The 24815-nt window shown below is 44.2% G+C and carries 21 protein-coding genes; 12 read left to right on the plus strand and 9 right to left on the minus strand.

Annotated elements, in window-relative coordinates; genetic code table 11:
* Window positions 1-24: 24 nt before the first annotated feature.
* From ACVBDY_RS11715 to ACVBDY_RS11730, 4 genes are all read left to right on the plus strand, one after another.
* Window positions 25-2895, plus strand: coding sequence for a TonB-dependent receptor (locus ACVBDY_RS11715; RefSeq protein WP_447175669.1), 2871 nt, complete (start codon window positions 25-27; stop codon window positions 2893-2895).
* 396 nt (window positions 2896-3291) lie between these two features.
* Window positions 3292-5298, plus strand: coding sequence for an excinuclease ABC subunit UvrB (gene uvrB / locus ACVBDY_RS11720; RefSeq protein ID WP_447175670.1), 2007 nt, complete (start codon window positions 3292-3294; stop codon window positions 5296-5298).
* Between the two features lie 157 nt (window positions 5299-5455).
* Window positions 5456-6463: a formylglycine-generating enzyme family protein gene (locus ACVBDY_RS11725; RefSeq protein ID WP_447175671.1), complete on the plus strand. Its 1008-nt coding sequence runs from the start codon at window positions 5456-5458 to the stop codon at window positions 6461-6463.
* A 50-nt stretch (window positions 6464-6513) separates the two neighbouring features.
* Entirely contained in the window at window positions 6514-7836 is a 1323-nt protein-coding gene (locus ACVBDY_RS11730; protein ID WP_447175672.1) for a Gfo/Idh/MocA family protein, read from the plus strand.
* A gap of 30 nt (window positions 7837-7866) precedes the next feature.
* On the opposite strand, the gene ACVBDY_RS11735 is transcribed toward ACVBDY_RS11730, so the two are convergent.
* The gene (locus ACVBDY_RS11735) at window positions 7867-9015 is read right to left on the minus strand and encodes a serine hydrolase (protein WP_447175673.1); all 1149 of its coding nucleotides are present in this window, start codon (window positions 9013-9015) and stop codon (window positions 7867-7869) included.
* A 107-nt stretch (window positions 9016-9122) separates the two neighbouring features.
* Window positions 9123-9662, minus strand: coding sequence for a thioredoxin family protein (locus tag ACVBDY_RS11740; RefSeq protein WP_447175674.1), 540 nt, complete (start codon window positions 9660-9662; stop codon window positions 9123-9125).
* Between the two features lie 278 nt (window positions 9663-9940).
* Here ACVBDY_RS11740 and ACVBDY_RS11745 point away from each other — a divergent pair, with 278 nt between their 5' ends.
* The 4 genes from ACVBDY_RS11745 (at window position 9941) to ACVBDY_RS11760 (ending at window position 13739) form a co-directional block, all read left to right on the plus strand.
* Window positions 9941-11029, plus strand: coding sequence for an AI-2E family transporter (locus ACVBDY_RS11745; RefSeq protein ID WP_447175675.1), 1089 nt, complete (start codon window positions 9941-9943; stop codon window positions 11027-11029).
* A 73-nt stretch (window positions 11030-11102) separates the two neighbouring features.
* On the plus strand, window positions 11103-12227 hold the full coding sequence (locus tag ACVBDY_RS11750; RefSeq protein WP_447175676.1) for a class I SAM-dependent methyltransferase: 1125 nt from the start codon (window positions 11103-11105) through the stop codon (window positions 12225-12227).
* A 19-nt stretch (window positions 12228-12246) separates the two neighbouring features.
* Complete coding sequence (locus ACVBDY_RS11755; RefSeq protein ID WP_447175677.1) at window positions 12247-12906, plus strand: 3'-5' exonuclease; 660 nt, start codon at window positions 12247-12249, stop codon at window positions 12904-12906.
* A 104-nt stretch (window positions 12907-13010) separates the two neighbouring features.
* Window positions 13011-13739, plus strand: coding sequence for a hypothetical protein (locus ACVBDY_RS11760; RefSeq protein ID WP_447175678.1), 729 nt, complete (start codon window positions 13011-13013; stop codon window positions 13737-13739).
* Here ACVBDY_RS11760 and ACVBDY_RS11765 read toward each other — a convergent pair.
* The gene (locus ACVBDY_RS11765; RefSeq protein ID WP_447175679.1) at window positions 13699-15135 is read right to left on the minus strand and encodes an SLC13 family permease; all 1437 of its coding nucleotides are present in this window, start codon (window positions 15133-15135) and stop codon (window positions 13699-13701) included. The two genes, ACVBDY_RS11760 and ACVBDY_RS11765, sit on opposite strands and share 41 nt — an antisense overlap.
* Window positions 15136-15212: 77 nt before the next feature.
* Window positions 15213-17117: an acetate--CoA ligase gene (gene acs, locus ACVBDY_RS11770; protein WP_447175680.1), complete on the minus strand. Its 1905-nt coding sequence runs from the start codon at window positions 17115-17117 to the stop codon at window positions 15213-15215.
* A gap of 36 nt (window positions 17118-17153) precedes the next feature.
* On the opposite strand from acs, the gene ACVBDY_RS11775 reads away from it, so the two are divergent.
* On the plus strand, window positions 17154-17297 hold the full coding sequence (locus ACVBDY_RS11775; RefSeq protein ID WP_447175681.1) for a hypothetical protein: 144 nt from the start codon (window positions 17154-17156) through the stop codon (window positions 17295-17297).
* 136 nt (window positions 17298-17433) lie between these two features.
* Here ACVBDY_RS11775 and ACVBDY_RS11780 read toward each other — a convergent pair whose 3' ends face one another.
* From ACVBDY_RS11780 to ACVBDY_RS11800, 5 genes are all read right to left on the minus strand, one after another.
* The gene (locus ACVBDY_RS11780) at window positions 17434-19128 is read right to left on the minus strand and encodes a sodium:solute symporter family protein (protein ID WP_447175682.1); all 1695 of its coding nucleotides are present in this window, start codon (window positions 19126-19128) and stop codon (window positions 17434-17436) included.
* Window positions 19129-19270: 142 nt separating this feature from the next.
* The gene (locus ACVBDY_RS11785; protein WP_447175683.1) at window positions 19271-19528 is read right to left on the minus strand and encodes a DUF4212 domain-containing protein; all 258 of its coding nucleotides are present in this window, start codon (window positions 19526-19528) and stop codon (window positions 19271-19273) included.
* A 199-nt stretch (window positions 19529-19727) separates the two neighbouring features.
* Entirely contained in the window at window positions 19728-20267 is a 540-nt protein-coding gene (locus ACVBDY_RS11790) for a DUF4136 domain-containing protein (RefSeq protein ID WP_447175684.1), read from the minus strand.
* A gap of 122 nt (window positions 20268-20389) precedes the next feature.
* Complete coding sequence (gene hutU / locus ACVBDY_RS11795) at window positions 20390-22417, minus strand: urocanate hydratase (RefSeq protein WP_447175685.1); 2028 nt, start codon at window positions 22415-22417, stop codon at window positions 20390-20392.
* A 226-nt stretch (window positions 22418-22643) separates the two neighbouring features.
* Window positions 22644-22805 carry a C1orf53 family protein gene (locus ACVBDY_RS11800; RefSeq protein WP_447175794.1) on the minus strand — a complete coding sequence of 54 codons (162 nt, stop codon included), beginning with the start codon at window positions 22803-22805 and terminating at the stop codon, window positions 22644-22646.
* A gap of 129 nt (window positions 22806-22934) precedes the next feature.
* Here ACVBDY_RS11800 and ACVBDY_RS11805 point away from each other — a divergent pair, with 129 nt between their 5' ends.
* The 3 genes from ACVBDY_RS11805 (at window position 22935) to ACVBDY_RS11815 (ending at window position 24813) form a co-directional block, all read left to right on the plus strand.
* A complete protein-coding gene (locus ACVBDY_RS11805; protein ID WP_447175686.1) occupies window positions 22935-23270 on the plus strand; it encodes a hypothetical protein in 336 nt (111 codons plus the stop codon).
* Window positions 23271-23321: 51 nt separating this feature from the next.
* Complete coding sequence (locus ACVBDY_RS11810) at window positions 23322-23804, plus strand: hypothetical protein (RefSeq protein WP_447175687.1); 483 nt, start codon at window positions 23322-23324, stop codon at window positions 23802-23804.
* A gap of 115 nt (window positions 23805-23919) precedes the next feature.
* Window positions 23920-24813, plus strand: coding sequence for a 1-aminocyclopropane-1-carboxylate deaminase/D-cysteine desulfhydrase (locus ACVBDY_RS11815; RefSeq protein WP_447175688.1), 894 nt, complete (start codon window positions 23920-23922; stop codon window positions 24811-24813).
* The last annotated feature ends 2 nt before the right edge of the window (window positions 24814-24815 follow it).

Here is a 24815-nt window from a genome sequence, read left to right on the forward strand (position 1 = left end):
GTACTAACACTAAAAATTTTACTTATGAAGAAAATCCTACCAATTTTAAGTCTTTTTTTATGCTTTACATATGGTTTTGCCCAGGATATGACGGTAACCGGAACTGTAACCGATGATTCCGGGGAGCCACTCATAGGCGTATCAGTTGCTGTTAAAGGAACAACCCGTGGCAGTACTACAGATTTTGACGGAAATTATGCTATAGATGCATCTGCCGGAGATATCCTTATATTTTCTTACGTCGGTTTTGAAAGCAAACAGATCACCGTAAGTTCTTCCGACCTGGACGTGCAACTGGAATCGGGGGTAGCCCTGGAAAACGTAGTTGTCGTAGGGTCAAGGAACCCGGCAAGGACAGCCACCGAAACCGCGGTACCGGTAGATGTTATTGATGTGAGTGAACTTACTTCACAAGGACCACAGGTAAACCTGAACCAGATCCTCAATTACGTTGCTCCCTCCTTTTCCTCCAATACCCAAACCATCTCGGACGGAACGGACCACGTAGACCCGGCTTCACTGAGAGGACTCGGACCGGACCAGGTTCTGGTACTCATCAATGGAAAAAGAAGGCATACTTCTTCTCTTATCAACATCAATGGTACTTTCGGAAGAGGTAATGTCGGGACCGACCTCAATGCCATTCCGGCTGCGGCCATTGAACGCATTGAAGTCCTGCGTGACGGTGCCGCCGCACAATACGGCTCGGACGCTATTGCCGGGGTTATCAATATCGTATTAAAGAAAAGCGTAAACGAACTTACCGTAATCGCCACAACCGGCGCGAATTTTTCCAAAAATGCCGAAGAACAGACCGGGGGTGTAGATGGTGCTACAACCAATATAAGCGCAAATTACGGCCTGGCCCTGGGAGACAAGGGTGGTTACATAAACTTTACCGGGGACTTTGATTACCGGGATGATTATAACCGGATGAAAGAATGGGAAGGCTCTGTTTTTAATGCATACAATGCCATAGAAAATGTAGCTAATGCCAGCAATTATGACATTAGCAATCTTTTTACCGATGTTGACGCCATAAAACAATACGGTGCACAAGTCCCGTACTTTTCTTCGGAATTACAAGGTCAGATAGCCTCTGCCAATAGTATAGAGGACTTGCAGGGTATTTTAGATGCAGATGTAACCGACCAGGAACTTGCTGCCAGGGGCATGAATCGCACGGACTTTAACATGCGCGTCGGGCAATCCGCATTGCGGGGCGGACGGTTTATGGCCAATTTCTCCCTTCCGTTAGACGATAACGGTACGGAACTCTATTCCTTTGCAGGGATCAGCTCCAGGAACGGGAACTCTGCCGGATTCTACCGTATGCCCAATGAGTCACGGACCTATACCCCGGCGTATATCAATGGTTTTCTCCCGGAGATCAACTCCAAGATCAAAGACCGTTCTCTCTCTGCGGGGATAAAAGGAAAAATAGGCGACTGGAATGTAGATTTCAGCAATACTTATGGAAAAAACTCCTTTGATTATGAAATTTCCAACACTTCCAACGCCTCCATGCTGAATGCTTCCCCTACCCGTTTCGATGCCGGGGGATTTGCCTTCGCACAAAACACCACCAACCTGGACATAAACCGCTTCTTCGAAGATGTTTTTGCAGGGGTTAACGTAGCTTTCGGAGCAGAACACCGTTTTGAAAACTACGAGATCACCGAGGGAGAACTCGCCTCGTATGCTAAGTATGATGTAAATGGCATGCCGATTACAACAGATTCTCAAACTTCAAGAACAGATTTCTTCGGAGAAGAGAGACCTGGAGGTTCCCAGGTGTTTCCCGGTTTTACGGAGACCAACGCCTTGTCTCGTGACCGGAGCAGTATAGCCGGGTATTTTGATGTAGAAGCCGATTTTACCGAAAAGTTCCTGGTCAACTTTGCTACCAGGTTTGAGAATTATTCGGATTTCGGATCGACCATCAACTTTAAAGTTGCCACCCGTGTAAAAGCTACGGACAACCTGAACCTGCGTGCCGCACTGAACACCGGGTTCCGTGCACCTTCCCTGCACCAGCTTTATTTTAATTCTACTTCTACCATCTTTGACAACCAGGGAAATCCGCAGGAAGTAGGTACCTTTTCTAATGACAGCCGTGTGGCCAAATTACTTGGTATTCCTAAACTGAAGGAAGAAACTTCTAAAAGTATCAGTGTCGGTTTTACCGCAAAACTTCCGGATGCCAACATAAGTATTACCGTAGACGGTTACTTTGTAGCTATAGACGACCGAATCGTGTATACCGGTCAGTTCGAGCCCGGTGATAATGAAGAACTACAAATATACTTCAATCAGGTCAATGCCTCAAAGGCTGCATTCTTTGCTAACGCTATTAATACAGAGTCCAAAGGGCTGGATGTGGTAGTTACCCATAAAGCTTTTTTGGGTGAAAATCTGCAATTGAAAAACGATCTTTCCGCCACCTTCTCCCAAACCAGGAGGGTCGGTGATATCAAAGCCTCCCCCATACTAGAGCAAGCCCAACAGGTAGGCACCTATTTTTCGGAAGAAAGCCGTATCTATCTCGAAGAAGCTGTTCCCAGGACCAAGATCAACCTGACCAACAACCTGTCCACTAATAAATTCAACATATTTCTGAGAAATGTTTTCTTCGGAAAGGTCACGGAGGCCACTAATATCATTGAAAACCAGCAGGAATTCGGTACCAAACTGGTAACCGATCTTTCCGTAGGCTATAAATTCACAGAAGAACTGACCCTTACCCTGGGAGCCAATAACCTGTTCGATATCTATCCGGACCGGGCCATAGAAGCCAACAGGAGCAGTGGCCGCTTCGACTGGTCACGACGGGCACAGCAGTTTGGTATTGGCGGACGTTTTCTTTTTGCAAGGATTAGCTTTGTATTGAAATAAAAAACAAAACTAAAAAAGAGGTTAAAATAATGATAATCAAAACTTAACTTGATTTTCATATTACAGGGGTCAAAAAAATTACATTTTTTTTGACCCTTCACAAAATATCACACAAAAAAGAGCGTTACTATTACAGAATACAGAGAAACTTGTTTCATAGACAACAAACTGTGTATTCTATTTTTTCAAGTTCTCATTTTTGAGATTGTGTTTGATTTAGCCCCAAACTTCCACTTCGGTGGGAGTTTGTTTTTTTTGGGGGGAGGCTAGAAAGTTACGGGTTGTACTAACCAACTCCAAAACTAACAACTCACAAACTAAAAAACCCAAAACTTTTCCCTTTTCATCTTCGGAATATCAGGCTTAAATTTCCGACTTTGTTTGTATATTTACCCTATGAAATTCCATGTAAAATCAGAATTCCAACCGACCGGGGATCAGCCGGAAGCCATAAGACAGTTGGTTTCGGGGATCATAGACCAAGAGAGATACCAGACGTTACTGGGAGTTACGGGATCGGGAAAAACTTTTACAGTTGCCAACGTTATCCAGGAAGTACAACGTCCTACCCTGGTACTTGCCCACAACAAAACCCTGGCGGCACAACTCTATTCGGAATTCAAACAGTTTTTCCCGGACAATGCAGTGGAATATTTTGTTTCCTACTATGATTACTACCAGCCGGAAGCTTATATTCCCGTTACCGGAACTTATATTGAAAAGGACCTCTCTATTAATGAGGAAATAGAAAAACTACGGTTAAGCACTACCTCTTCCCTCCTTTCCGGAAGAAGGGACGTCCTGGTAGTGGCCTCCGTATCTTGTTTGTACGGTATAGGTAACCCCGTGGAATTTCAGAAGAATGTCATTCCCGTAGAACGCGACCAGGTCATATCCCGAACCAGGTTTTTACATCAGCTCGTACAGAGTTTGTATTCGCGGACCACGGGAGAATTTACTCGCGGTACGTTCCGTATCAAAGGCGATACGGTAGATGTATTTCCCGGCTATGCGGACAATGCTTTTCGCATTCACTTTTTTGGCGATGAAATAGAAGATATCGAAGCCTTTGACCCGCAGACAAACCAGATACTGGAAAAGTACGAAAAACTGAATATCTATCCCGCCAATATATTTGTCACTTCCCCGGACGTATTGCAGAATGCCATTAAGCATATCCAGGACGACCTGGTAAAACAGGTTACCTATTTTAACGAAACAGGCAAACAACTGGAAGCAAAACGCCTGGAAGAACGGACCAACTTTGACCTGGAAATGATCCGGGAACTGGGGTACTGTTCCGGTATTGAAAACTATTCCCGTTACCTGGACGGTCGTGAGGCAGGAACCCGTCCTTTCTGTCTTTTGGACTATTTTCCGGAAGATTTCCTGATGGTCGTGGACGAAAGCCACGTTACCCTCCCCCAGGTACACGCCATGTACGGCGGGGACCGTTCCCGTAAAGAAAACCTGGTGGAATACGGATTCCGCTTACCGGCAGCCATGGACAACCGTCCGCTGAAATTCGAGGAATTCGAAGCCCTGCAAAACCAGGTTATATATGTAAGCGCCACCCCGGCAGATTATGAACTTCAGAAAACCGGCGGTGTGTATGTGGAGCAAGTGATCCGTCCCACCGGCCTTCTGGATCCGGTGATCGAAGTACGCCCCAGCCAGAACCAGATCGATGACCTGGTGGAAGAGATACAGATAAGGGTAGAAAAAGACGAACGTGTGTTGGTGACCACCCTTACCAAACGTATGGCAGAAGAACTTTCGAAATACCTGACAAGAATACGGGTACGGTGCCGTTACATTCACAGTGACGTGGACACCCTGGAACGCGTGCAAATTATGCAGGACCTGAGAAAAGGCCTGTTTGACGTGCTCATAGGTGTAAACCTCCTCCGGGAAGGGCTTGACCTGCCGGAAGTATCTCTAGTAGCTATCCTGGATGCCGACAAAGAAGGTTTCCTCCGAAGTGCCCGCTCCCTGACCCAAACCGTGGGACGTGCAGCAAGGAACCTCAACGGAAAAGCCATTATGTATGCCGATAAGATAACCAACAGCATGCAAAAGACTATGGATGAGACTAATTATCGCAGGGAAAAACAAATAGAATTCAACAAAGTCAATAATATCACTCCGAAAGCCCTGAACAAAAGGATAGACAACAACCTGGGCAAAAGTCCGATTTCCGAAGTGTATTATAACGATACACAAAGCGGATTGGCATCCGCAGCAGAACCACGTATGGAATATGCATCCAAAGACCAGGTGGAAAAAATAATCCGCGAAAAGCGAAAAACTATGGAAAAAGCTGCTAAAGACCTGGATTTCCTCCAGGCTGCAAAACTGAGAGATGAAATAAAAGCACTCCAGGATAAGGTAAAAACGCTTTAAAAACCTGTCTCCGGTTTGAGAACAGGCAATGTAGTATAAGTCGTATTCCTAACAGAACCTGTTTTTTTGTTAAATAATGTTAATTCCTAAAAAAAGAGAGAATAATTGTATAATATTCGGAGAACTTACAAGTAATTATAATTAATCTAAACCAAAAATGCTCCGTAGCCGAATCTATGCCTCCCTCCTTTTCATGGGGCTTTCCGTAATAATGTTCACGATAACATCATGGACCCCAAAATCAGGAAAAGACAAATTTGACCCTTATACCCAAAACATTCCCGGAGCCTCTGTTTCGTTTGATATGACCCCCATAACGGAAGGGACTTTCAATATGGGAAGCCCAGAAAATAGCGCTGTAAACCGCGAAGACGAAATCCCCCGGCATGAAGTGAAAATATCCCCTTTCTGGATGGGAACCCATGAAATTACCTGGGATATTTATGAAATGTTCCTCAACAAGGATTATGAACAAACCATGAGTGACAGCCCCATCACGGATGAAGTAGATGCCGTATCCCGTCCTACCACTCCTTACCTGGATATGACCTTTGGCATGGGAAAGGAAAATATGCCCGCCATAGGGATGACACAGTATAATGCCATAAAGTTCTGTAAATGGTTGTATGCAAAAACAGGTGTATTCTATCGTTTACCTACCGAAGCGGAATGGGAATATGCCTGCCGCGCCGGGGCTTCCTCTGTTTACTTTTTTGGTGATTCCCCGGAAAAACTTGACGATTATGCCTGGTATGCGGGCAACAGTGAGGATAAAACCCACCCCATAGGACAAAAAAAGCCTAACCCGTGGGGGCTATACGATATACTGGGCAATGTAATGGAGTGGACGGCTGACCAGTACGCGGAAGATAGTTACCAGAAATTTGCGGGAAAAACCACAGATAATCCCGTTGTCGAAGCAACCGAACTTTATCCCCGTTCTATACGTGGCGGCAGCTATAAGAGTAAAGCCGAAGATCTCCGATCAGCCAGACGTTTCGCTTCCACTCCTTCCTGGAAACAGATAGATCCGCAAATGCCGAAAAGCAACTGGTGGTTCCCGGAAGCTCCTTTCCTGGGAATTCGTGTAGTACGCCCCTTAAATCCGCCTTCCAAAGAAGAGATTATGGCTTATTACAACCAGGAACCCATTGAAGATTACTAATAAATTCTGAATTTCAACCTTATGTTAACCGTTAAACAAATACCTTTCTTATGAAACCATCCAATACAAATAGTCGCAGAGATTTTATGAAAACTGCCGCCTTGGCCACTGCCGGTGCTACCATGTTAAACCCACTTAACATTCCGGGGGCATATGCTGCCGGAAGCGATGTTATAAAAATAGCCCTTATAGGTTGCGGAGGACGGGGCACAGGTGCTGCCTTCCAGGCTTTCGAGACCGGTCATAACCTGAAACTCGTTGCCATGGCCGATGCCTTTAAAGATCAGCTGGAAGACAGTCACTCGAAAATTCTGAAGAAATTCGGTAAGGAAAAGGTGGATGTTCCGGAAGAAAGGAAATTTGTAGGTTTTGATGCTTACAAAAATGCTATCAAAGAAGCAGATGTGGTACTTATTGCCACTCCCCCCGGCTTCCGTCCCTATCATTTTGAAGAAGCCATAAACCAGGGCAAACAGGTGTTCATGGAAAAACCCGTGGCCACAGATGCCATTGGTATCCGTAAGGTGCTCGAAGTTGCGGAAAAAGCCAAAGCAAAAAAACTAAACGTGGTTGTCGGTTTACAACGAAGATACCAGGATAATTATATTGAAACGGTAAAAAGAATACACGACGGTGCCATTGGGGACATCGTAGGCGGACAGGTATTCTGGAACGGCGGCGGCGTATGGGTGCGTGAAAGACAACCTGGCCAAACCGAAATGGAATACCAGATGCGTAACTGGTATTACTTTAACTGGTTATGCGGCGATCATATTGTGGAACAACATGTACATAATATAGATGTGGCCAACTGGGTTAAAGGCAGCTACCCTGTAAAAGCCGAAGGTACGGGTGGGCGCCTCGTACGAACAGGAAAAGATAACGGGGAAATTTATGACCATCATGTTATATTGTTTACTTACGACGATGGTACCGTTATACATAGTGAATGCAGACATTTCCCCGGGGCCCATAACCGTGTGGACGAGAGCTTCCAGGGCACTAAAGGACGTACGTTTATGCATGCGGGGAATCATGGAGTTATCTGGGATACCAAAGGCAACGAGCTGTATAAACACAACGGGGAGAACAACCCTAATCCGTACCAGAAGGAACACGACGAGCTCTTTGCTGCTATCGTAAAAGGTGAATATAAATTCGCAGATGCCGAAAATGCCGCGAAAAGTACCATGACCGCTATTATGGGAAGGTATGCCTCCTACTCCGGTAAGATTATTAACTGGGAGGATGCACTGAATTCTGAAGTAAGCCTAATGCCGGATCAATTAGATTGGAATGCAAACCCTAAAGTACTGCCCAGAGATGACGGATATTATCCGCATGCCATTCCCGGCAAAACCAAGGTGATATAATAGAAAATAAGGTAATTACTGCCGATGTGCCTATGGCCTGGCAGCTAATTCATTTTTATAGATCTGCCTGCCCAACTCCGCCAGGAACGGCAGGCCGGTTTTTTCATAGTCATAAACGCCATCGTTGAATATACCATTTTCGTTAACCAGTACGGTAGCGGTAAGAATGAATTCCACTCCGCTATCCTTGTCCTTTATGTATGCACAATCCGTAAGGGTCCCGTAAGCATACCCGACCTTATTGTAAATCTCCAGATGTTTCGGAATCGTGGTAATGGTATCACCATAAAGAAAAAAACGATCAAAACTATCCGGGTATGTTCCGGCATCATAACCGGCCTGGGCAGGCGTTGCCTTCATGGCCGCCAGCAAATATTTACGGTCATCTTCCCTTAAGTCAAAACGCTGTTCCTCCGGATATACTTCAGGAAAAATAAGCCTTTTCATCGTGTTATGAAGCGTTTTTACCGGGTAGTAATTTTTCAGGGAAAAATCCATGGGCTCTTCCACAAGCACACTGTCTTTCATATACCCCTTTCCTTTGAACACTTCCTTTAACTTCAGGGAGTCCGGGGCTCTATTATAACTGGAGAACAATTGTACCAGCGTAGTGTCGTTCTTATAAGCTACTATCGGCCTGGTGGCTATATTCGCGGCATCTTCGACAGATAGACGATGGGAAAGTCGGAAAGGCGTCAATCCCTTATCTTCCATCTTCTGGTTCATATAGTCCGTCCCCAGGAATTCAAAAAGGCGGTTAAAAGCCTCATTGTCACTTACGGCAAATATTTTCTTTACTTCCTCGGCCACTGTAGTTTCTACCGTATCCTCTTCCAGATAAAACCTGGTATTACGGTTCATCCATTTCTTTTCCTTCACCCTTTCGAGAGCTAATATCGCCATGGGAAATTTCACTGTGCTCGCGGGATAAAAATATACGCTATCATCTGCATGATAAAAAAAATCTTCAAAAACAGGCTTACCCAAAGAGTCATTGGTGATACGCGAAAAAACAATCTGGACTCCATATACATCCGGGTCATCCATTACCTTTCGTATCTTGGGCAGGTCCGAAGAAAGAACCGTTTCCAGTGGTGCCGACGTATCCGTTGCAACATCCTTTTTACAGGCACCTGTTATTAAGACAAGAAAAAAAGCACAGCATAAAATTCGAACCATAGTAGTAAAGCCTTGACATTGAAGTAAATTTAACAATTTATTTCCAATTAAAACTAAACTTTACGTTAATAGCGAAAGAAATTACATTAACCTATAAAAGAAAATGACTATTTACCGGGACTATCCTTGTATTCTTCCCAGGGAGTTGTTTCAAAGATATTATCTCCGAAGTATCTGGCTACCCTGAGGAAGTTATCGGGGCCCTGGTAACCGGGCACGGGGGAAAGCAGCTGCTGTTTTTCATTCAGAAAAACTCCCGTAGGATAACTGAAACGATTTTGAAGTAATGCTGCTGCCAGTTCGTGGTATCCTCTTCTGCCCGCCTCGACAAACTTAAAGGTACGACCGTTATATTCTATATCTTCTTTACCCTCCCCGTCCAGTTTCACCATATAAAACTTATCGCGCATGTAAGTTGCAACCTCCGGATTGGCAAAAGTATTTTTGTCCATCTTTTTACACCATCCGCACCAGTCCGTATATACATCTACAAATATTTTTTTGGGCACATTGTCTCTTTCCGCTTTTTCAATAGCCTCTTCCCAGCTTAACCACTGTACTGCAAGGTTTTCTTCCTGGCCGAAGGCCGTGAATATTCCCATGAGTACAAACAAAATGAAGGACAATATATATCGTATCCAGGCCATGTTTCTGTATTTTAGTGTATAAAGATATAAAAAAGCTGTTTTCCGTAAAAAATCTGTCTCCTTCTTTTTCTACATGACGGAAAGTATTTTGTCTTTATGCTCCCCAATCATTTGCAATGCAATATCTATTCCTCTCCTGTATGTCCGGAAACTTAAACAGTTTCTTAGAACAGGTACACCTTGCTTACCTTTTTATTTATTCTAAAACGGAAAATTGTTACATTTACTTTTTCCGACGGAAGTCCTGACTTTCCGGAGAAGCACAAAAAACATCTATAATGAACTCAAAAATTATTGCGAACGGTATACTCCGGGCTGTAGGCATACTGACCGGTATCGCTGTTTTATCTTTTTTTCTCTACAAAATACAATCCGTATTGATATACATTGCCTTTGCTGTGGTCATATCACTTATAGGAAGACCTATAGTACGTTTTTTCAAATACAGACTGAAATTCGGTAATACGATTTCCGTTGTAATTGCCATGGCGCTGCTGGTCTCTATTCTTGTCGGACTAATAGCTATGTTCATACCTCTCGTTATACAACAAGGGTACAATTTATCGCTCCTCAACATCAATGAACTTCAGAAAAATCTGGAAAACCTGTACCGGCAGATAAGCGAATACCTGGCTATACGGCAAATAGATGTTTCACGGTCCATCCAGGATTCCAATTTGTTTTCCGGCTTGGGTATATCTGCCATTCCGAACTTTCTCAATTCTTTCGTAGGCACCCTCGGCAATTTTGGTGCAGGACTGTTTGCCGTAATCTTTATCTCCTTCTTTTTCCTGAAAGACAGCAGGCTATTTGACGCATCGGTCTTTACCCTTGTGCCCGATGATAAGGAAGAAAAAGCCAGGAGATCCATGGAGAAAATAAAAAATCTGCTATCCAGGTATTTTATCGGGTTGGTTTTTCAGATACTGGTACTGTTTATCATTTACACCATTATTCTGCTTATCCTGGGCATTCCAAATGCCATAGTTATCGCTTTCCTTTGTGCCCTGCTCAACCTCATTCCCTATATCGGTCCCCTTATAGGTGGAGCACTGATGATCACCCTCACAATGACAGGTAACCTGGGAGAAGATTTCAGCACCGTGATATTACCTAAAAGTATTTATGTTCTTATCGGTTTTGTCATTGGTCAGCTTATCGATAATTTTGTCAGCCAGCCCTTAATTTTCTCCAACAGCGTAAAATCGCACCCCCTGGAAATCTTTCTCATCATCATCATAGGAGGATTACTTTTCGGGGTAAGCGGAATGATCGTTGCTGTGCCTGCATATACCGCTATAAAGGTAATTTTAAAGGAATTTCTCGCTGAAAATAAGATTGTTAAGTCATTGACTAAAAACTTATAGTAAAGCTTTGAATAAAAAAATATTAAATACTGGTATACAATATTTTATACAAAAAAACCACAATACTGACATTGTGTCACTCCTGTTAAAAAAGAGTCCTTTTCAGGATGTAAGCATGCAGGATATAGCCAACCAGCTGGAATCCAGAAAAAAGGCGGAAAAAAAGCTACCTTTATGGTTCCGCACTCCCGGTATATATTATCCTCCGAAACTGTCGATAGAGCAAACTTCATCAGAGACAACAGCAGCATACAAAGCGGATCTTGTTTATGGCAAAACGCTTATCGACCTTACGGGAGGTTTTGGTGTGGACTGCCGCTTTTTTGCGGAGAAGTTCGACCGGGTTATTCATTGCGAAATGAACCCGGAACTATCGGAAATAGCATCCCATAATTTCGAAGTACTGGGAATAAAAAACATTACTACGGTTTCCGGGGATGGTATCGGTTACTTGCAAAAAAACGCAATGCAATTCGACTGGATCTATGCCGACCCTTCCCGGAGAAATGACGCAAAAGGAAAGGTCTTTATGCTTGCCGATTGCCTTCCGGATATCCCGGCACATCTGGACCAGCTTTTCGCCCGTTCCGAAAACATTCTTATCAAAACCTCCCCTATCCTGGATATTACCAATGGCCTGCAGGAACTCCGTTTTGTAAAAGAAGTGCATGTAGTAGCGGTAAACAATGAGGTAAAAGAATTACTCTGGATAATGCAAAAAGGCTTTTCCGGAAACTGCATCCTGAAAACCGTAAACATCACGGGAGGAGATGAAAAGAGATTTGATTTCACCAAAGACGAAGAAAGCCATGCGGAAGTATCGTATTCACTCCCGCTCCGATATCTTTACGAACCGAATGCGGCCATACTGAAATCGGGAGGTTTTAAATCGCTCTCCGAAAAAACAGGCCTGGGAAAGTTACACCGGCACTCCCACCTGTACACCTCCGAAGAGCTTTATCCGGATTTTCCGGGTAGGAGCTTTCGTATTACAGGTCTGTATACCTATAATAATAAAAAGACCTTAAAAAAGATGCTGAGCAACAGCCAGGCCAACATTACTACCCGAAACTTTCCGGAAAGCGTTGCACAGATACGGAAAAAGTTCGGTATTAAGGACGGTGGAAACCGCTATATATTTTTCACGACCAACAGGAATGATGAAAAAATAGCGATAGTGTGTTTTAAAACAGGTTAAATCGGAAAAACGAAAAAAAATGTTTAGTTTCTTTCAAAAAAAACATACGGATTACCCCGATTACTGGGTTGCTTACGAGCAGCGTTTCCGCGACAAACCCAAACCGGAAATTACGGATACCAGGTTTGTGGTCCTGGATACAGAAACCACCGGGCTTAACTACAAGAGTGACCGAATATTGAGTATAGGAGCGGTACCCGTTATACAAAACACGATCTCCATAGCAGGCATTTTAGAAGTATATATAAAACAAGATACGTTTAATCCTGAAACAGTAAAAATACATGGTTTACTCCGTGAGGATCAGCGTGTGGAAGCTGTCAGTGAAGAAGAAGCTGTCAAACAATTCCTCGCATATGTCGGTAACGCTATTCTCGTGGCTCATCACGCAAATTTTGACCTCACCATGATTAACACGGCCCTTAAACGTCTCGGACTGCCAAGACTAAAAAACCGGGTCCTGGATACCTCTACCCTGTATACCAGGTCCAGAATAACTTCCAACCTTATAGACTACAACAAAAACTACGCTCTCGACGAACTGGCCGACACACTCAATGTAGCCAAGAACGATCGTCATACAGCGACAGGCGATGCCTATATCACGGCCCTGGTATTTCTTAAAATATTATCACGCCTGGAAAAAAAGGGTATCTACAAAACCAAGGAACTCCTTTAAGTCTGCTTTGATATTATAACATAAAGGATATTTCCGTAATTTCAGCATGGTAAAATCAACCGCTTTTTCCGTATAACATACTTCAAACTATTGTTACCTTAGTTATGATGAACATCCTTACTTTTATATCCGATTTCCCTAAAGACAGCGGACCCATATACCGGGAAACCATTGAAGGAAGATTGCCTGTAGAGCCGTTTAATACCCTTAGCAATTTTATTTTCCTGGCCATCATTATTTATTTTACATGGAAGATCCACAGAAATTACCGGCAGCATTTGTTCCTGGCTTTTATACTTCCCGTGCTGTTTATCGGATTTATAGGAGGCACCCTTTATCACGCTACAAGGAGTCATGAAATATGGTTATTACTGGATTGGGTCCCTATTCTACTGCTATGTCTGGCCACTTCCGTCTACTTCTGCATCAAGGCCGGTAAAAATCCCTGGTCAAGACTAATCTTGCTAATTTTGGTATTATTACTGATGTTCGGTACACGTTTTGTAGGCTTACCGGGAAGTATTTCCATATCTGTGGGATATATTGCCGCTGCCCTGGGCATTATTTTACCGATAGCTTTGTACCTGTATTTCACAAAATTCCTGTACGGACTGTGGGTACTCCTGGCTGTTTTCAGCTTCTCCCTGGCCATATACTACAGGTACCTGGATGTCCGTTCGGACTTCTTTCCCATGGGAACACATTGGCTATGGCACAGTTTTGGCGCGCTGGCCGTTTTCTTTTTGATGTATTATATTTACCTGGACAGGAATTTCCCTGGGAAGAATAATATTATCCGTATACCCAATGCACCAGGGTCAATGCCACAATAACCAGAACGATCACACTAATCAGGTTCAGAAAAAATCCGGCTTTGACCATATCGGACATTTTGATATACCCGCTGGAAAACACAATGGCATTAGGAGGTGTAGATATAGGCATCATAAAGGCACAACTGGAGGCTATAGCCACAGGAACGGCCAGATACATCGGGTTGATATCCAATGTCCTTGCTATACCCAGCACAATAGGCATAAAAATAACGATCAGGGCTACATTACTCATCAGTTCAGTGACATACAGGGTAAATGTTGTTAGCAGAAGAATAAGAAGCCATAAAGGCATACTTCCGTCCCCCGCGATCAGGTTCCCCATAAATTCCACAATCCCCGTACTTTCCAGGCCTTTGGCCAGACATATCCCCCCTCCGAACAGCAGAAGGATTCCCCATGGCAATTTTTCCGTATAGCTCCAGTTAAGTACGTATTCGTGTGTTTTAAGTTTCACCGGCATCACAAACATGAGTATTCCTCCCCCCATCGCAATTATAGTATCATTGAGATAAGCCCCACCCAGTAGACCGTTGATCTGTGACTTGAAGACCCAGCAACTGGCGGTCAGGAAAAATACTATAGCTACCAGTTTTTCCGCCAGGTTCATTTTCCCCAACTCCCTTAATTTTGTCTGCACCAAAGCCCCGGAACCATCCAGTCTTCCCAGTTTATGCCGAAAAAGTACCCTGGTGATCATAAGATAGGTTATAAGCAGCATAATAAAACAAACAGGGACCCCGATAAGCAGCCATCGTCCGAATTCTACTTCCTGCCCGTAAAACTCCTTCATAAATCCCACGAAAACCACATTGGGCGGCGTTCCCACAATAGTAGTTACTCCCCCGATATTTGCCGCATAAGCTATACTCAGCATCAGGCCGAGTTTAAAGCGCCTGTACCCTTTTTCCTGTTCATCTGATTTTCCTTCCTCCAGAAGTTTCACAATAGACAATGCAATGGGGAGCATCATTACGGCAGTGGCGGTATTGGATATCCACATACTGAGAAAAGCGGTAGACAGCATAAAACCGAGGATAATGCCATTAGCATTGGTTCCGGTAATCTTGAGTATATTAAGGGCTATACGACGGTGCAGGTTTTGTTTTTCCATAGCCAGGGCTATGAGGAAGCCCCCCATGAATAAAAATACGATAGGACTGGCATAAGGTGCAGCAGCCTCCTCCATGGTAAAAATCCCGAAAACAGGGTAAAGCACCAGGGGCAACAAGGCCGTTACAGGAAGAGGAACCGCATCTGTAATCCACCAGATAACCATCCATGCAGCAAGGGCTACCACCTGCGGGGCACCGGGCTCCAGGGCATTGAATTGCAAAGTGAGCAACAAAATGGTAAACAATAAGGGTCCTGCTATCAGGCCTATCGTTTTAGTCATAGGCAAACGGTTTAATTACAGCGATAAAAATCCAGGCATGCGGATGGCAGAGACAATACCATCGCATGCTCTTATGATCAGACTACATTTTCTATAATATCTTCCACCACTTCCGGATTGAGTAAAGTAGAGGTATCCCCGAGATTACTGGTATCCCTGGATGCGATCTTGCGCAGTATACGTCTCATGATCTTACCGCTACGAGTTTTGGGCAGACCATCTACAAACTGAATTTTATCTAGTTTTGCAATAGGACCAATATGTTCGGAGATATACTGATTGATCTCTTTGGTAAGGTTTTCCCTGTTCCGGGTTTCTCCCGTTTCCTTGAGGATGATAAAGCCGTAAAGCGCATTCCCTTTAATTTCGTGCGGGAATCCTACGATGGCCGATTCCGCCACCGCCGGGTGTTCGTTTATAGCATCTTCTATAGGCGCCGTACCCAGGTTATGACCGGAAACGATCACCACATCGTCCACCCTCCCGGTAATCCTGTAATATCCTACCTCGTCCCTGAGCGCTCCGTCACCGGTAAAATACTTGCCGGGATAAGCGGAGAAATACGTTTCTTTATACCTGCGATGGTCTCCCCAGATGGTCCTGGCCATAGCAGGCCACGGAAATTTGATACACAGGCTCCCTACGACCTGGTTTCCTTCTATTTCATTCCTTTTATCATCCATCAGTACCGGCTGTACTCCCGGCAAAGGTAGTGTAGCATATGTAGGCTTGGTAGGTGTTGCAAATGCGATGGGCGATATCATAAGTCCTCCCGTCTCTGTTTGCCACCAGGTATCCACGATAGGACATTTTTTATTCCCCACGTGATCGTTATACCAGTGCCATGCCTCTTCGTTGATCGGCTCCCCTACAGATCCCAGTACTTTTAATGAAGAAAGGTCATATTTGGTGACCCAGTCCGTGCTTTCTTTTGCCAGGGCGCGGATAGCCGTCGGTGCCGTGTAAAATTGTGTCACCTTATGCTTGTCCACCACTTCCCAGAACCTTCCGTAATCGGGATAAGAAGGCACTCCTTCGAACATCACTGTAGTAGCTCCGTTGGCAAGGGGGCCGTATAAAATATAAGAATGCCCGGTAATCCAGCCTATATCCGCCGTACACCAGAACACATCTTTTTCTTCGTATTGGAATACGTTTTTAAAGGTATATGCCGTGTAAATCATATAACCTGCGATAGTGTGCAGCATCCCTTTGGGTTTTCCGGTAGATCCCGAAGTATAAAGAATAAACAACGGGTCTTCGGCATCCATGACTTCTGCAATGGATTCGCTGGAAGCTTTTTCAAGCAAGGGTGCCAACCATTCGTCCCTGCCTTCCTTCATAGGAATATCCGCATTGGTACGTTTGGCCACCAAGACCTTTTTAACAGTAGGACAAGATTCCAGGGCATCATCTACAATTCCTTTCAGGTCTATGGTTTTATTTCCACGGAATCCACCGTCGGAAGTAATGACCATCTTACATTCGCAGTTCTGTATCCGGGCTGCAAGGGCAGATGCCGAAAAGCCGGCAAAAACCACAGAATGAACAGCTCCGATCCGCGCACAGGCCAGTACCGTAACAGCCAGTTCGGGAATCATAGGCAGGTAAATACATACTCTGTCCCCTTTTTCCACTCCCTGTTCCCGGAGAACGTTGGCCATCTTGCATACCCTATTATACAGTTCATTATAGGTTATATGCTCTGCGGGTTCGTTCGGATCGTTAGGTTCGAAAATAATAGCGGTCTTATCACCGCGTTTTGCCAGGTGACGATCTATACAGTTTTTAGTAATATTGAGTTTTCCGTTTACAAACCATTTTACTTCTGCTTCCTCGAGTCGGTACTCCAGTACCTTATCCCATTTTTTGTACCAAACAAAGTCTTCAGCTACTTTAGACCAGAATTTCCTGGGTTCCCGGACCGATCTTTTGTAAACCTTAAAATATTGTTCCAAACTTTTTACTTCGTAAACACCCATAGTCAGTTTTTTCTTTTTTATAGTTGCACTCTATCAATGCCAACCGCAGGGACCAGGAACAGGCCGGACCTGAACGATATCGTATCCGAAGAATGTGCGGAACGGAACCATCCTGATGGTTTCCTTATCGTTGACATCGCATTATTAATTGTATTCGCTTTTTGCTATTTTACCGTCTAAAAATGCAAAAACATATCAAATATATAATTAAAATCTTCTTCAGGCATATTTTTATCTTATAATCTTAACTGTCATCCGAACAATTTACGATCTGTAAATATTTTTCATAAAACAACCATGTTTCCAGGGTTATGACTCAGTGTGAAACCGCATCTCCCGCTCCACCCGGAATACGGATATTTTCCACGATCTCCTGTACTTCTTGCGGAGGTTCGGGAGTAAACCTGTTCACCAGCAGGGCAACGATAAAATTGACGATCATGGCCACCATGCCGAACCCTTCCGGGGAAATACCAAACCACCAGTCTTCTTCGCTACCTCCGCCAAACATGTCAAATTTGAATTTCATCATATAAAACAACATAAGCAATATGCCCGCGATCATTCCACTCACTGCTCCTTCCTTATTCATTCGCTTGTAAAAAATCCCGAGAATAATCGCCGGAAAGAACGAAGCAGCAGCCAGTCCAAATGCCAGGGCTACTACTGCAGCTACAAAACCCGGAGGGTTAATACCGAAATATCCCGCTACGATAACGGCCAGTGCGGCACTCCCCCTGGCTATCCACAATTCTGTTTTATCGGAAATATCAGGTCTTATTTGTTTTTTTATCAGATCATGCGCTACTGAAGTAGAGATCACCAGCAACAATCCTGCCGCGGTGGAAAGCGCTGCGGCAAGTCCTCCCGCCGCAACCAGGGCCACCACCCAGTTAGGCAATCTCGCAATCTCCGGATTGGCCAGCACCATGATATCATTATCTATCTGAAGTTCGTTAGCTTTTTCATCTGCCAGGTATTGTATGCGGCCATCTTTATTTTTATCTGTAAACATCAACAATCCCGTAGCTTCCCAATTTGTGAACCACTCCGGCATATCCGCATATTCCCGATCACTGACTGTCTCTATCAGATTGGTCCTTGCAAAGACAGAAACCGCCGGCGCTGTCGTGTATAGAATAGCAATGAAAAGCAATGCCAATCCGGCCGATTTCCGGGCATCCTTTACTTTCGGAACTGTAAAAAACCTCACAATAACATGGGGCAAACCTGCTGTTCCGACCATCAGGGCCAGGGTAATGGCAAAGACATCCACCATGCTTTTGGTACCATCAGTATATTTGGCAAAACCCAGTTCTTCGGACAGGCCGTTCAGTTTATCCAGAAGATATGTTCCGGAGCCGTCCGCAAGCGTATCTCCCATACCTAGTTGCGGGACAGGATTCCCGGTCATCTGAATGGAAATGAAAATAGCAGGCACCATAAAGGCAAAAATCAAAACGCAATACTGGGCCACCTGGGTATAGGTTATTCCCTTCATTCCTCCCAGCACCGCATAAAAAAGCACGATCACCATACCTATAATTACCCCGGTATTGATATCTACTTCCAGAAAGCGGGAAAATACGACTCCCACACCACGCATTTGCCCGGCCACATACGTAAAAGACACCAGTAAAGCACATAAAACCGCTACCGTACGTGCCGTAGCGGAATAATAACGATCGCCAATGAAATCGGGGACTGTGAATTTACCGAATTTTCTGAGGTAAGGAGCCAGGAGCAATGCCAGGAGTACATAACCTCCGGTCCATCCCATAAGGTATACGGCCCCGTCATATCCCATAAAGGAAATGATACCGGCCATGGATATAAAAGAGGCCGCGGACATCCAGTCCGCAGCGGTGGCCATTCCGTTGGCAAGTGGGGAAACCCCTCCTCCGGCCACATAAAATTCTTTTGTAGATCCCGCACGGGACCATATGGCTATGCCAATGTAAATGGTAAATGAAACGGCAACAAGGACATACGTCCAGATCTGTACACTCATGGTTGGTTGGGTTTATGTGTTTTGCAAACAAAGAAGCATAAAAACAGTACTATGCCGAATTTTATCCCGGGACACGTTTGATACAGCCCGAAAATGGAAAAAGAGAGATTTAGTCTAACAGGGATACATACAGTTATGCGACTTACTTGTCATACCCGTATTTCTTGTCCAGTTTGTTCATCAAACGGATATATACGAAAACGAGGATCACAAAAACATAAATGGCTCCTTGCTGGGCAAACCAGAATCCAAGTTCAAAACCGCCGATACGAATATGATTCAGAAGATCTTTGAATAGTATTCCTGCTCCGTAGGATACCAGGAACCAGATAGAAAGAAGAATGCAGAGGTATTTAATATTTTCCTTCCAGTAAGCTGTTGCTCTTTGCTTCGATGTCATTAAACAAATTCTTTATTTACAGCAATAAATATAATATTTTAACTCAATAACACCTATACTATAATCAAAAAACACCCCGAAATAACATTATCGCAACATTTTCTAACACAACAGATCGTTTTCCAAACAAATAAAAGCATAAAAAATCCCCCGCAGGAGATTGCAGGGGATCTATTCAAAAATTTTATTTTATCCGTGGTTATTTATTACTTGCTATTTCCATTCCGGGAGGATATTTTTCCAGTATACTTTGTACGAACTCATTGATACGTTCTTCTTTCTTATCCATCCGATCGGTCAGGTAGCCGGTACCTTTACCTTGCCATACCAGTTCGTTCTTTCCGGCATCGATAAAATCGATAAAGAGTGATCCTTCTGTAGAGGTAGATACATTGGGATACGACATGCCCCACCAGTAAGGATTCCAACCCCAGCCCCAGCCGTAGTTGTTGTAAACATCCACTCGTTCTTTCTCTGTGGTAAATATACTGATCAGCATATCCGGATTCTCCGATTTGATCATCCCTTTGGTGGTCAACTGGGTTTCGATAGCCCGGAGTATCCTCTTTTTGTCGAGGTCAGATATTTCGGCTTTATCTATTCCTGGTTTAAAGAAGGCAAAAGTCTTATAACTGTTAAAGTTCACGTGTTTGTCGTAATCGGCAGCCACCCGGACCGAGGAACAAGCCCCTGTAACGACTGCCAGTAAAAGTACCGGTAATAGTTTTATTGCTTTCATATTGCTTTTTTTAAGATTAATCTTGTTTAGACTTTGCCCGCATTTCTACGGCAATATCCGATTCACATATAAAAATACAAATTTTCACTCTGGTTTCACCACAAACACACTGTTCCCTGTTGTTAAATATTTTCTAAAAGCGTATCATCAACCCGGTTGGGAAGTGTCACTTTTAATCGCGGCTCCATCTGCATAGCCCTGTTTATAGCAAAAACAGCCTCTTCATTCCGTGCCCAGCTACGTCTTGCAATACCGTTGTTCACGTCCCAGAACAACATGGATTTCAGACGGTTTGCAGCTTCTTTTGTACCATCAAGAACCATGCCGAATCCGCCATTGATTACTTCTCCCCAACCGACACCTCCGCCGTTGTGAATACTTACCCAGGTAGCCCCACGGAAACTATCACCTATCACATTATGAATGGCCATATCTGCCGTAAAGCGGGAACCATCATAAATATTTGAGGTTTCCCGATATGGCGAATCTGTCCCGGACACATCGTGATGGTCACGTCCGAGAACTACTTCTCCTATTTCTCCTACGGCTATCGCTTTATTAAATGCTTCTGCTATTTTCATTCTTCCTTCGGCATCCGCATAGAGAATACGTGCCTGTGACCCTACCACCAGTTTGTTTTCCTGCGCTCCCTGTATCCACCGGATATTATCGGCCATCTGTTGCCGTATTTCCTCCGGAGAATGACGTCGTATCTCTTCCAGTACTTGACAGGCAATGGCATCGGTACGGGAAAGATCTTCCGGTTTACCACTGGCACATACCCAACGGAAAGGTCCGAAACCATAATCAAAACACATGGGCCCCATGATATCTTGTACATAAGAAGGGTACCTGAACTCTCTTTCTTCCGGTCCCACTTCTTTACCTCCGGGAGCCCAGATATCCGCCCCTGCCCTGGATGCTTCCAGGAGAAAGGCATTGCCATAATCAAAGAAATAGGTTCCGCGTACCGCATGTTTGTTTATCGCAGCCGCCTGGCGCCTTAAACTTTCCTGCACATGCTCTTTGAATTTTTCCGGGGCGTCTGCCATCATTGTATTGGCTTCTTCGAAAGGGAGTCCCGCCGGGTAATATCCTCCTGCCCAGGGATTGTGCAGCGAGGTCTGATCGGAACCCAGGTCAATGTGTACATTTTCCTTATCGAAATATTCCCATACATCAACCACATTGCCCTGGTAAGCTATGGAAACCACTTCATTTGCCATCTTTGCCTTTTTTACCCGTTCTGTAAGAACGTGCAGATCGTCCGTAACCTCATCTACCCAGCCCTGGGAATGCCGTGTATGTACGGCTTTGGGATTAACTTCCGCACAAACGGTTATGCATCCCGCAATGCTACCGGCTTTGGGTTGCGCACCACTCATCCCTCCCAGTCCGGAAGTAACAAACAACGCTCCTGTTCCTTTTTCTCCGGGACCGGAAGGACTTTTTCCTATTTTACGCAGGGCATTCATTACCGTAATGGTTGTTCCGTGCACAATTCCCTGGGGACCTATATACATGTAACTTCCCGCGGTCATCTGCCCGTACTGGGTTACCCCCAGCGCATTGAACCGTTCCCAGTCATCCGGTGCGGAATAGTTGGGTATCATCATGCCATTGGTAACCACCACTCTCGGGGCTTCTTTATGTGACGGGAACAAGCCCAGCGGGTGGCCGGAATACATAACCAGGGTCTGCTCTTCTGTCATTTCGGACAGATATTTCATCACCAGCCGGTATTGCGCCCAGTTCTGAAAAACAGCCCCGTTACCGCCATAAGTTATAAGTTCATGCGGATGTTGGGCCACTGCGGGGTCCAGATTATTCTGTATCATCAGCATTATAGCTGCAGCCTGACGGCATTTCGCCGGATATTCGTCTATTGGACGGGCATACATAGGATAATCCGGACGAAAACGGTACATGTAGATCCTCCCATACCTTTCAAGTTCCTCCGCAAATTCCGGTAGTAAAAGGGCATGATGCTTTTTATCGAAATAGCGCAGCGCATTTCGCAATGCAAGTTTCTTTTCTTTGAGTGTGAGTATGTCCTTGCGTTTCGGAGCGTGATTTACGCCGGGATCGTATGTTTGGGTAGCGGGTAATTCCATAGGAATTCCTACTGATATTTGTTCTTGAAATGTCATAGGATAATAAGATTTAACGGTGCGACCTGGTATGATCGAACACACCTTGCCCGGACCGTATTAAATGTAAAGTATTCGTAATTAAGATAATAAGATTATTGCTCAGAATAACAAAAACGTTCCGTAAAGATCACGGACCGGTAAACAAAAAGCTAGGGATACCGTATATCTACCCTGTGATGGGTATAGGCAATTTTTATTTTATATTGCATATTACCTCTGTCCATCAGCGTTTTTTATTGGTTTTTCTATCATATCCATAAGGGCAGTGCCTGCATCCGCTTTCGCAGCAATACCCTCTTTTGCGGTGATACTGCTCCGTAAACACTTTATACCCTTCGGGCGACAGGTAATAATCTCCTTCTTCTATGGGAATAATTTTTTTAATCAAATCCTGAAAAATCGACAAGACCAATTTCCTGACTCTGCTAATTATTTGTCAGAGGTACACTATTTTGGCACATATCTTGTTATATTTACAAAGGTAATTTTTTGATTCCATTCCTGAAAGCTACGTATGATTTTAATTTCCAAATACCTGTTCCCCAAACGCTATGTCGGCTTAACACTCTGGCCCGTAATATTTCTCAAAACGCCGGAACTGAAAGATGACCCAGTACTTCTTAACCACGAAAGGATTCATTTGCGGCAACAGCTGGAACTTCTGATCCTTCCTTTCTACCTGGTTTACGGCATAGAATGGCTCATCGGACTGATAAAATACCGCAGCGCTTACATCGCGTACAAGAATATCAGTTTCGAAAGAGAAGCTTATGCCAATGAAACTAATAATGACTATCTGAAAAGCAGGAATCCCTGGCAATTTTTGCGCTATATTTTTAACGGTCATTAACACCCGGATGGCACTTTTTTTGCTGTATTTTTCAGCAAAAAACTTAAAAAAATGAGACCATTTATTTTTCTGTGCACAGTGCTGTTCGCAATGGTTTCCTGTAGCGGACAAGAAACTTCCAAAAGCAATAATTCAGACCTGTATAACAAGGAACAAGCTAAAACCAGTGATCCGAAACCACAGGAAAGCTGGAAAGTAAACAAAGAGGTAGACGAAAACGGCAATGTTATCCATATGGACTCTACCTATACCTGGTCGTTCTCTTCGGACGGAAAAGAACTGTCTCCCGAAACTATGGACAGCCTGATGAATCATTTCCGGCAAAACTTCGGCGCCGGTATACCGGACGCCTTCGGAGAAGATTTTTTCAATTCCTTTCCCTCCGATTCTATATTCCTCCATCCTTTCAGTAATGACAGTCTGTTCCGCCAAAGCATGGAACAACGGCACAAATTATTCCGGGACATGATGCGCAGGGCCGACTCTTTGCACCGGAATTCCGTGGAGTCTTTCGATAAGATGAATAAAATATGAATATTATCATCGGGAAAAGCCCCGGAAGTCTAGAAAACTGATCTCTATCCGGGGTTTTTCTCTTTTTTGCTTCCTGCTCCTTCTTCCCTACATTTGTATCGCTAACAAATATATTTTGAACCAGGAAATAGTATTGGATATCCTCCGGCAAAAGAATATAAGGCTGGAAATAAAACGTGAAGACCTTTTACATCCGTTGATTTCGGGAAACAAATTCCGAAAATTGAAATACAATCTACTGGAAGCTAAGGAGAAAAATCACCATACCCTTCTTACTTTTGGCGGGGCCTATTCCAACCATATTGCCGCGACCGCAGCCGCAGGCAGAGAATACGGTTTTGGGACTATTGGTGTAATCAGAGGGGAAGAACTTGAGGAAAAAGCGGATGAAAATCCCACGCTCAGCTTTGCCCGAAAGAAAGGCATGAGGTTAAAGTTCGTCTCCCGGTCCGATTTTCGCAAGAAGGATACTCCGGAATTTCTGGAAAAATTACAGGAAGAATCAGGGCCTTTTTACCTGCTCCCCGAAGGAGGCACCAACCGGCTTGCCGTAAAGGGTTGTGAAGAAATACTGGGAACTGAAGATACCGGTTTCGATTATATTTGTTGTGCTGTCGGCACGGGCGGTACCATAGCCGGTTTGATCAATAGTTCCGGAGAAAATCAGAAAGTATTGGGATTCCCGGCTCTGAAAGGTGATTTTTTAACCGATGATATTCGTAAATTTGCGCAGAAAGAGAACTGGCGTTTACAAAATGAATTCCATTTCGGCGGATATGCCAAAGTAAATAAAGAGCTGATTTGTTTTATAAACGATTTCAGACAAAAAACCGGAGTTCCGCTGGATCCGGTTTATACGGGTAAAATGCTATATGGTATACTAAAACTCATAAACAACGGTTATTTTAAGAGCGGTTCGAAAGTGCTTGCCATTCATACCGGGGGCTTACAGGGAATTCCCGGAATGAATACAGCGCTGATAAAAAAGAAACTGCCCCTAATACGATAAAA

Source organism: Sinomicrobium halophytocola (assembly GCF_052983395.1).

Bases quoted from the DNA above. Each gene is read 5' to 3' on its own strand.
- ACVBDY_RS11715 (WP_447175669.1), top strand. From the start codon at position 25: ATGAAGAAAATCCTACCAATTTTAAGTCTTTTTTTATGCTTTACATAT.
- uvrB (WP_447175670.1), top strand. From the start codon at position 3,292: ATGAAATTCCATGTAAAATCAGAATTCCAACCGACCGGGGATCAGCCG.
- ACVBDY_RS11725 (WP_447175671.1), top strand. From the start codon at position 5,456: ATGCTCCGTAGCCGAATCTATGCCTCCCTCCTTTTCATGGGGCTTTCC.
- ACVBDY_RS11730 (WP_447175672.1), top strand. From the start codon at position 6,514: ATGAAACCATCCAATACAAATAGTCGCAGAGATTTTATGAAAACTGCC.
- ACVBDY_RS11735 (WP_447175673.1), bottom strand. From the start codon at position 9,015: ATGGTTCGAATTTTATGCTGTGCTTTTTTTCTTGTCTTAATAACAGGT.
- ACVBDY_RS11740 (WP_447175674.1), bottom strand. From the start codon at position 9,662: ATGGCCTGGATACGATATATATTGTCCTTCATTTTGTTTGTACTCATG.
- ACVBDY_RS11745 (WP_447175675.1), top strand. From the start codon at position 9,941: ATGAACTCAAAAATTATTGCGAACGGTATACTCCGGGCTGTAGGCATA.
- ACVBDY_RS11755 (WP_447175677.1), top strand. From the start codon at position 12,247: ATGTTTAGTTTCTTTCAAAAAAAACATACGGATTACCCCGATTACTGG.
- ACVBDY_RS11760 (WP_447175678.1), top strand. From the start codon at position 13,011: ATGATGAACATCCTTACTTTTATATCCGATTTCCCTAAAGACAGCGGA.
- ACVBDY_RS11765 (WP_447175679.1), bottom strand. From the start codon at position 15,135: ATGACTAAAACGATAGGCCTGATAGCAGGACCCTTATTGTTTACCATT.
- acs (WP_447175680.1), bottom strand. From the start codon at position 17,117: ATGGGTGTTTACGAAGTAAAAAGTTTGGAACAATATTTTAAGGTTTAC.
- ACVBDY_RS11775 (WP_447175681.1), top strand. From the start codon at position 17,154: ATGCCAACCGCAGGGACCAGGAACAGGCCGGACCTGAACGATATCGTA.
- ACVBDY_RS11780 (WP_447175682.1), bottom strand. From the start codon at position 19,128: ATGAGTGTACAGATCTGGACGTATGTCCTTGTTGCCGTTTCATTTACC.
- ACVBDY_RS11785 (WP_447175683.1), bottom strand. From the start codon at position 19,528: ATGACATCGAAGCAAAGAGCAACAGCTTACTGGAAGGAAAATATTAAA.
- ACVBDY_RS11790 (WP_447175684.1), bottom strand. From the start codon at position 20,267: ATGAAAGCAATAAAACTATTACCGGTACTTTTACTGGCAGTCGTTACA.
- hutU (WP_447175685.1), bottom strand. From the start codon at position 22,417: ATGACATTTCAAGAACAAATATCAGTAGGAATTCCTATGGAATTACCC.
- ACVBDY_RS11805 (WP_447175686.1), top strand. From the start codon at position 22,935: ATGATTTTAATTTCCAAATACCTGTTCCCCAAACGCTATGTCGGCTTA.
- ACVBDY_RS11810 (WP_447175687.1), top strand. From the start codon at position 23,322: ATGAGACCATTTATTTTTCTGTGCACAGTGCTGTTCGCAATGGTTTCC.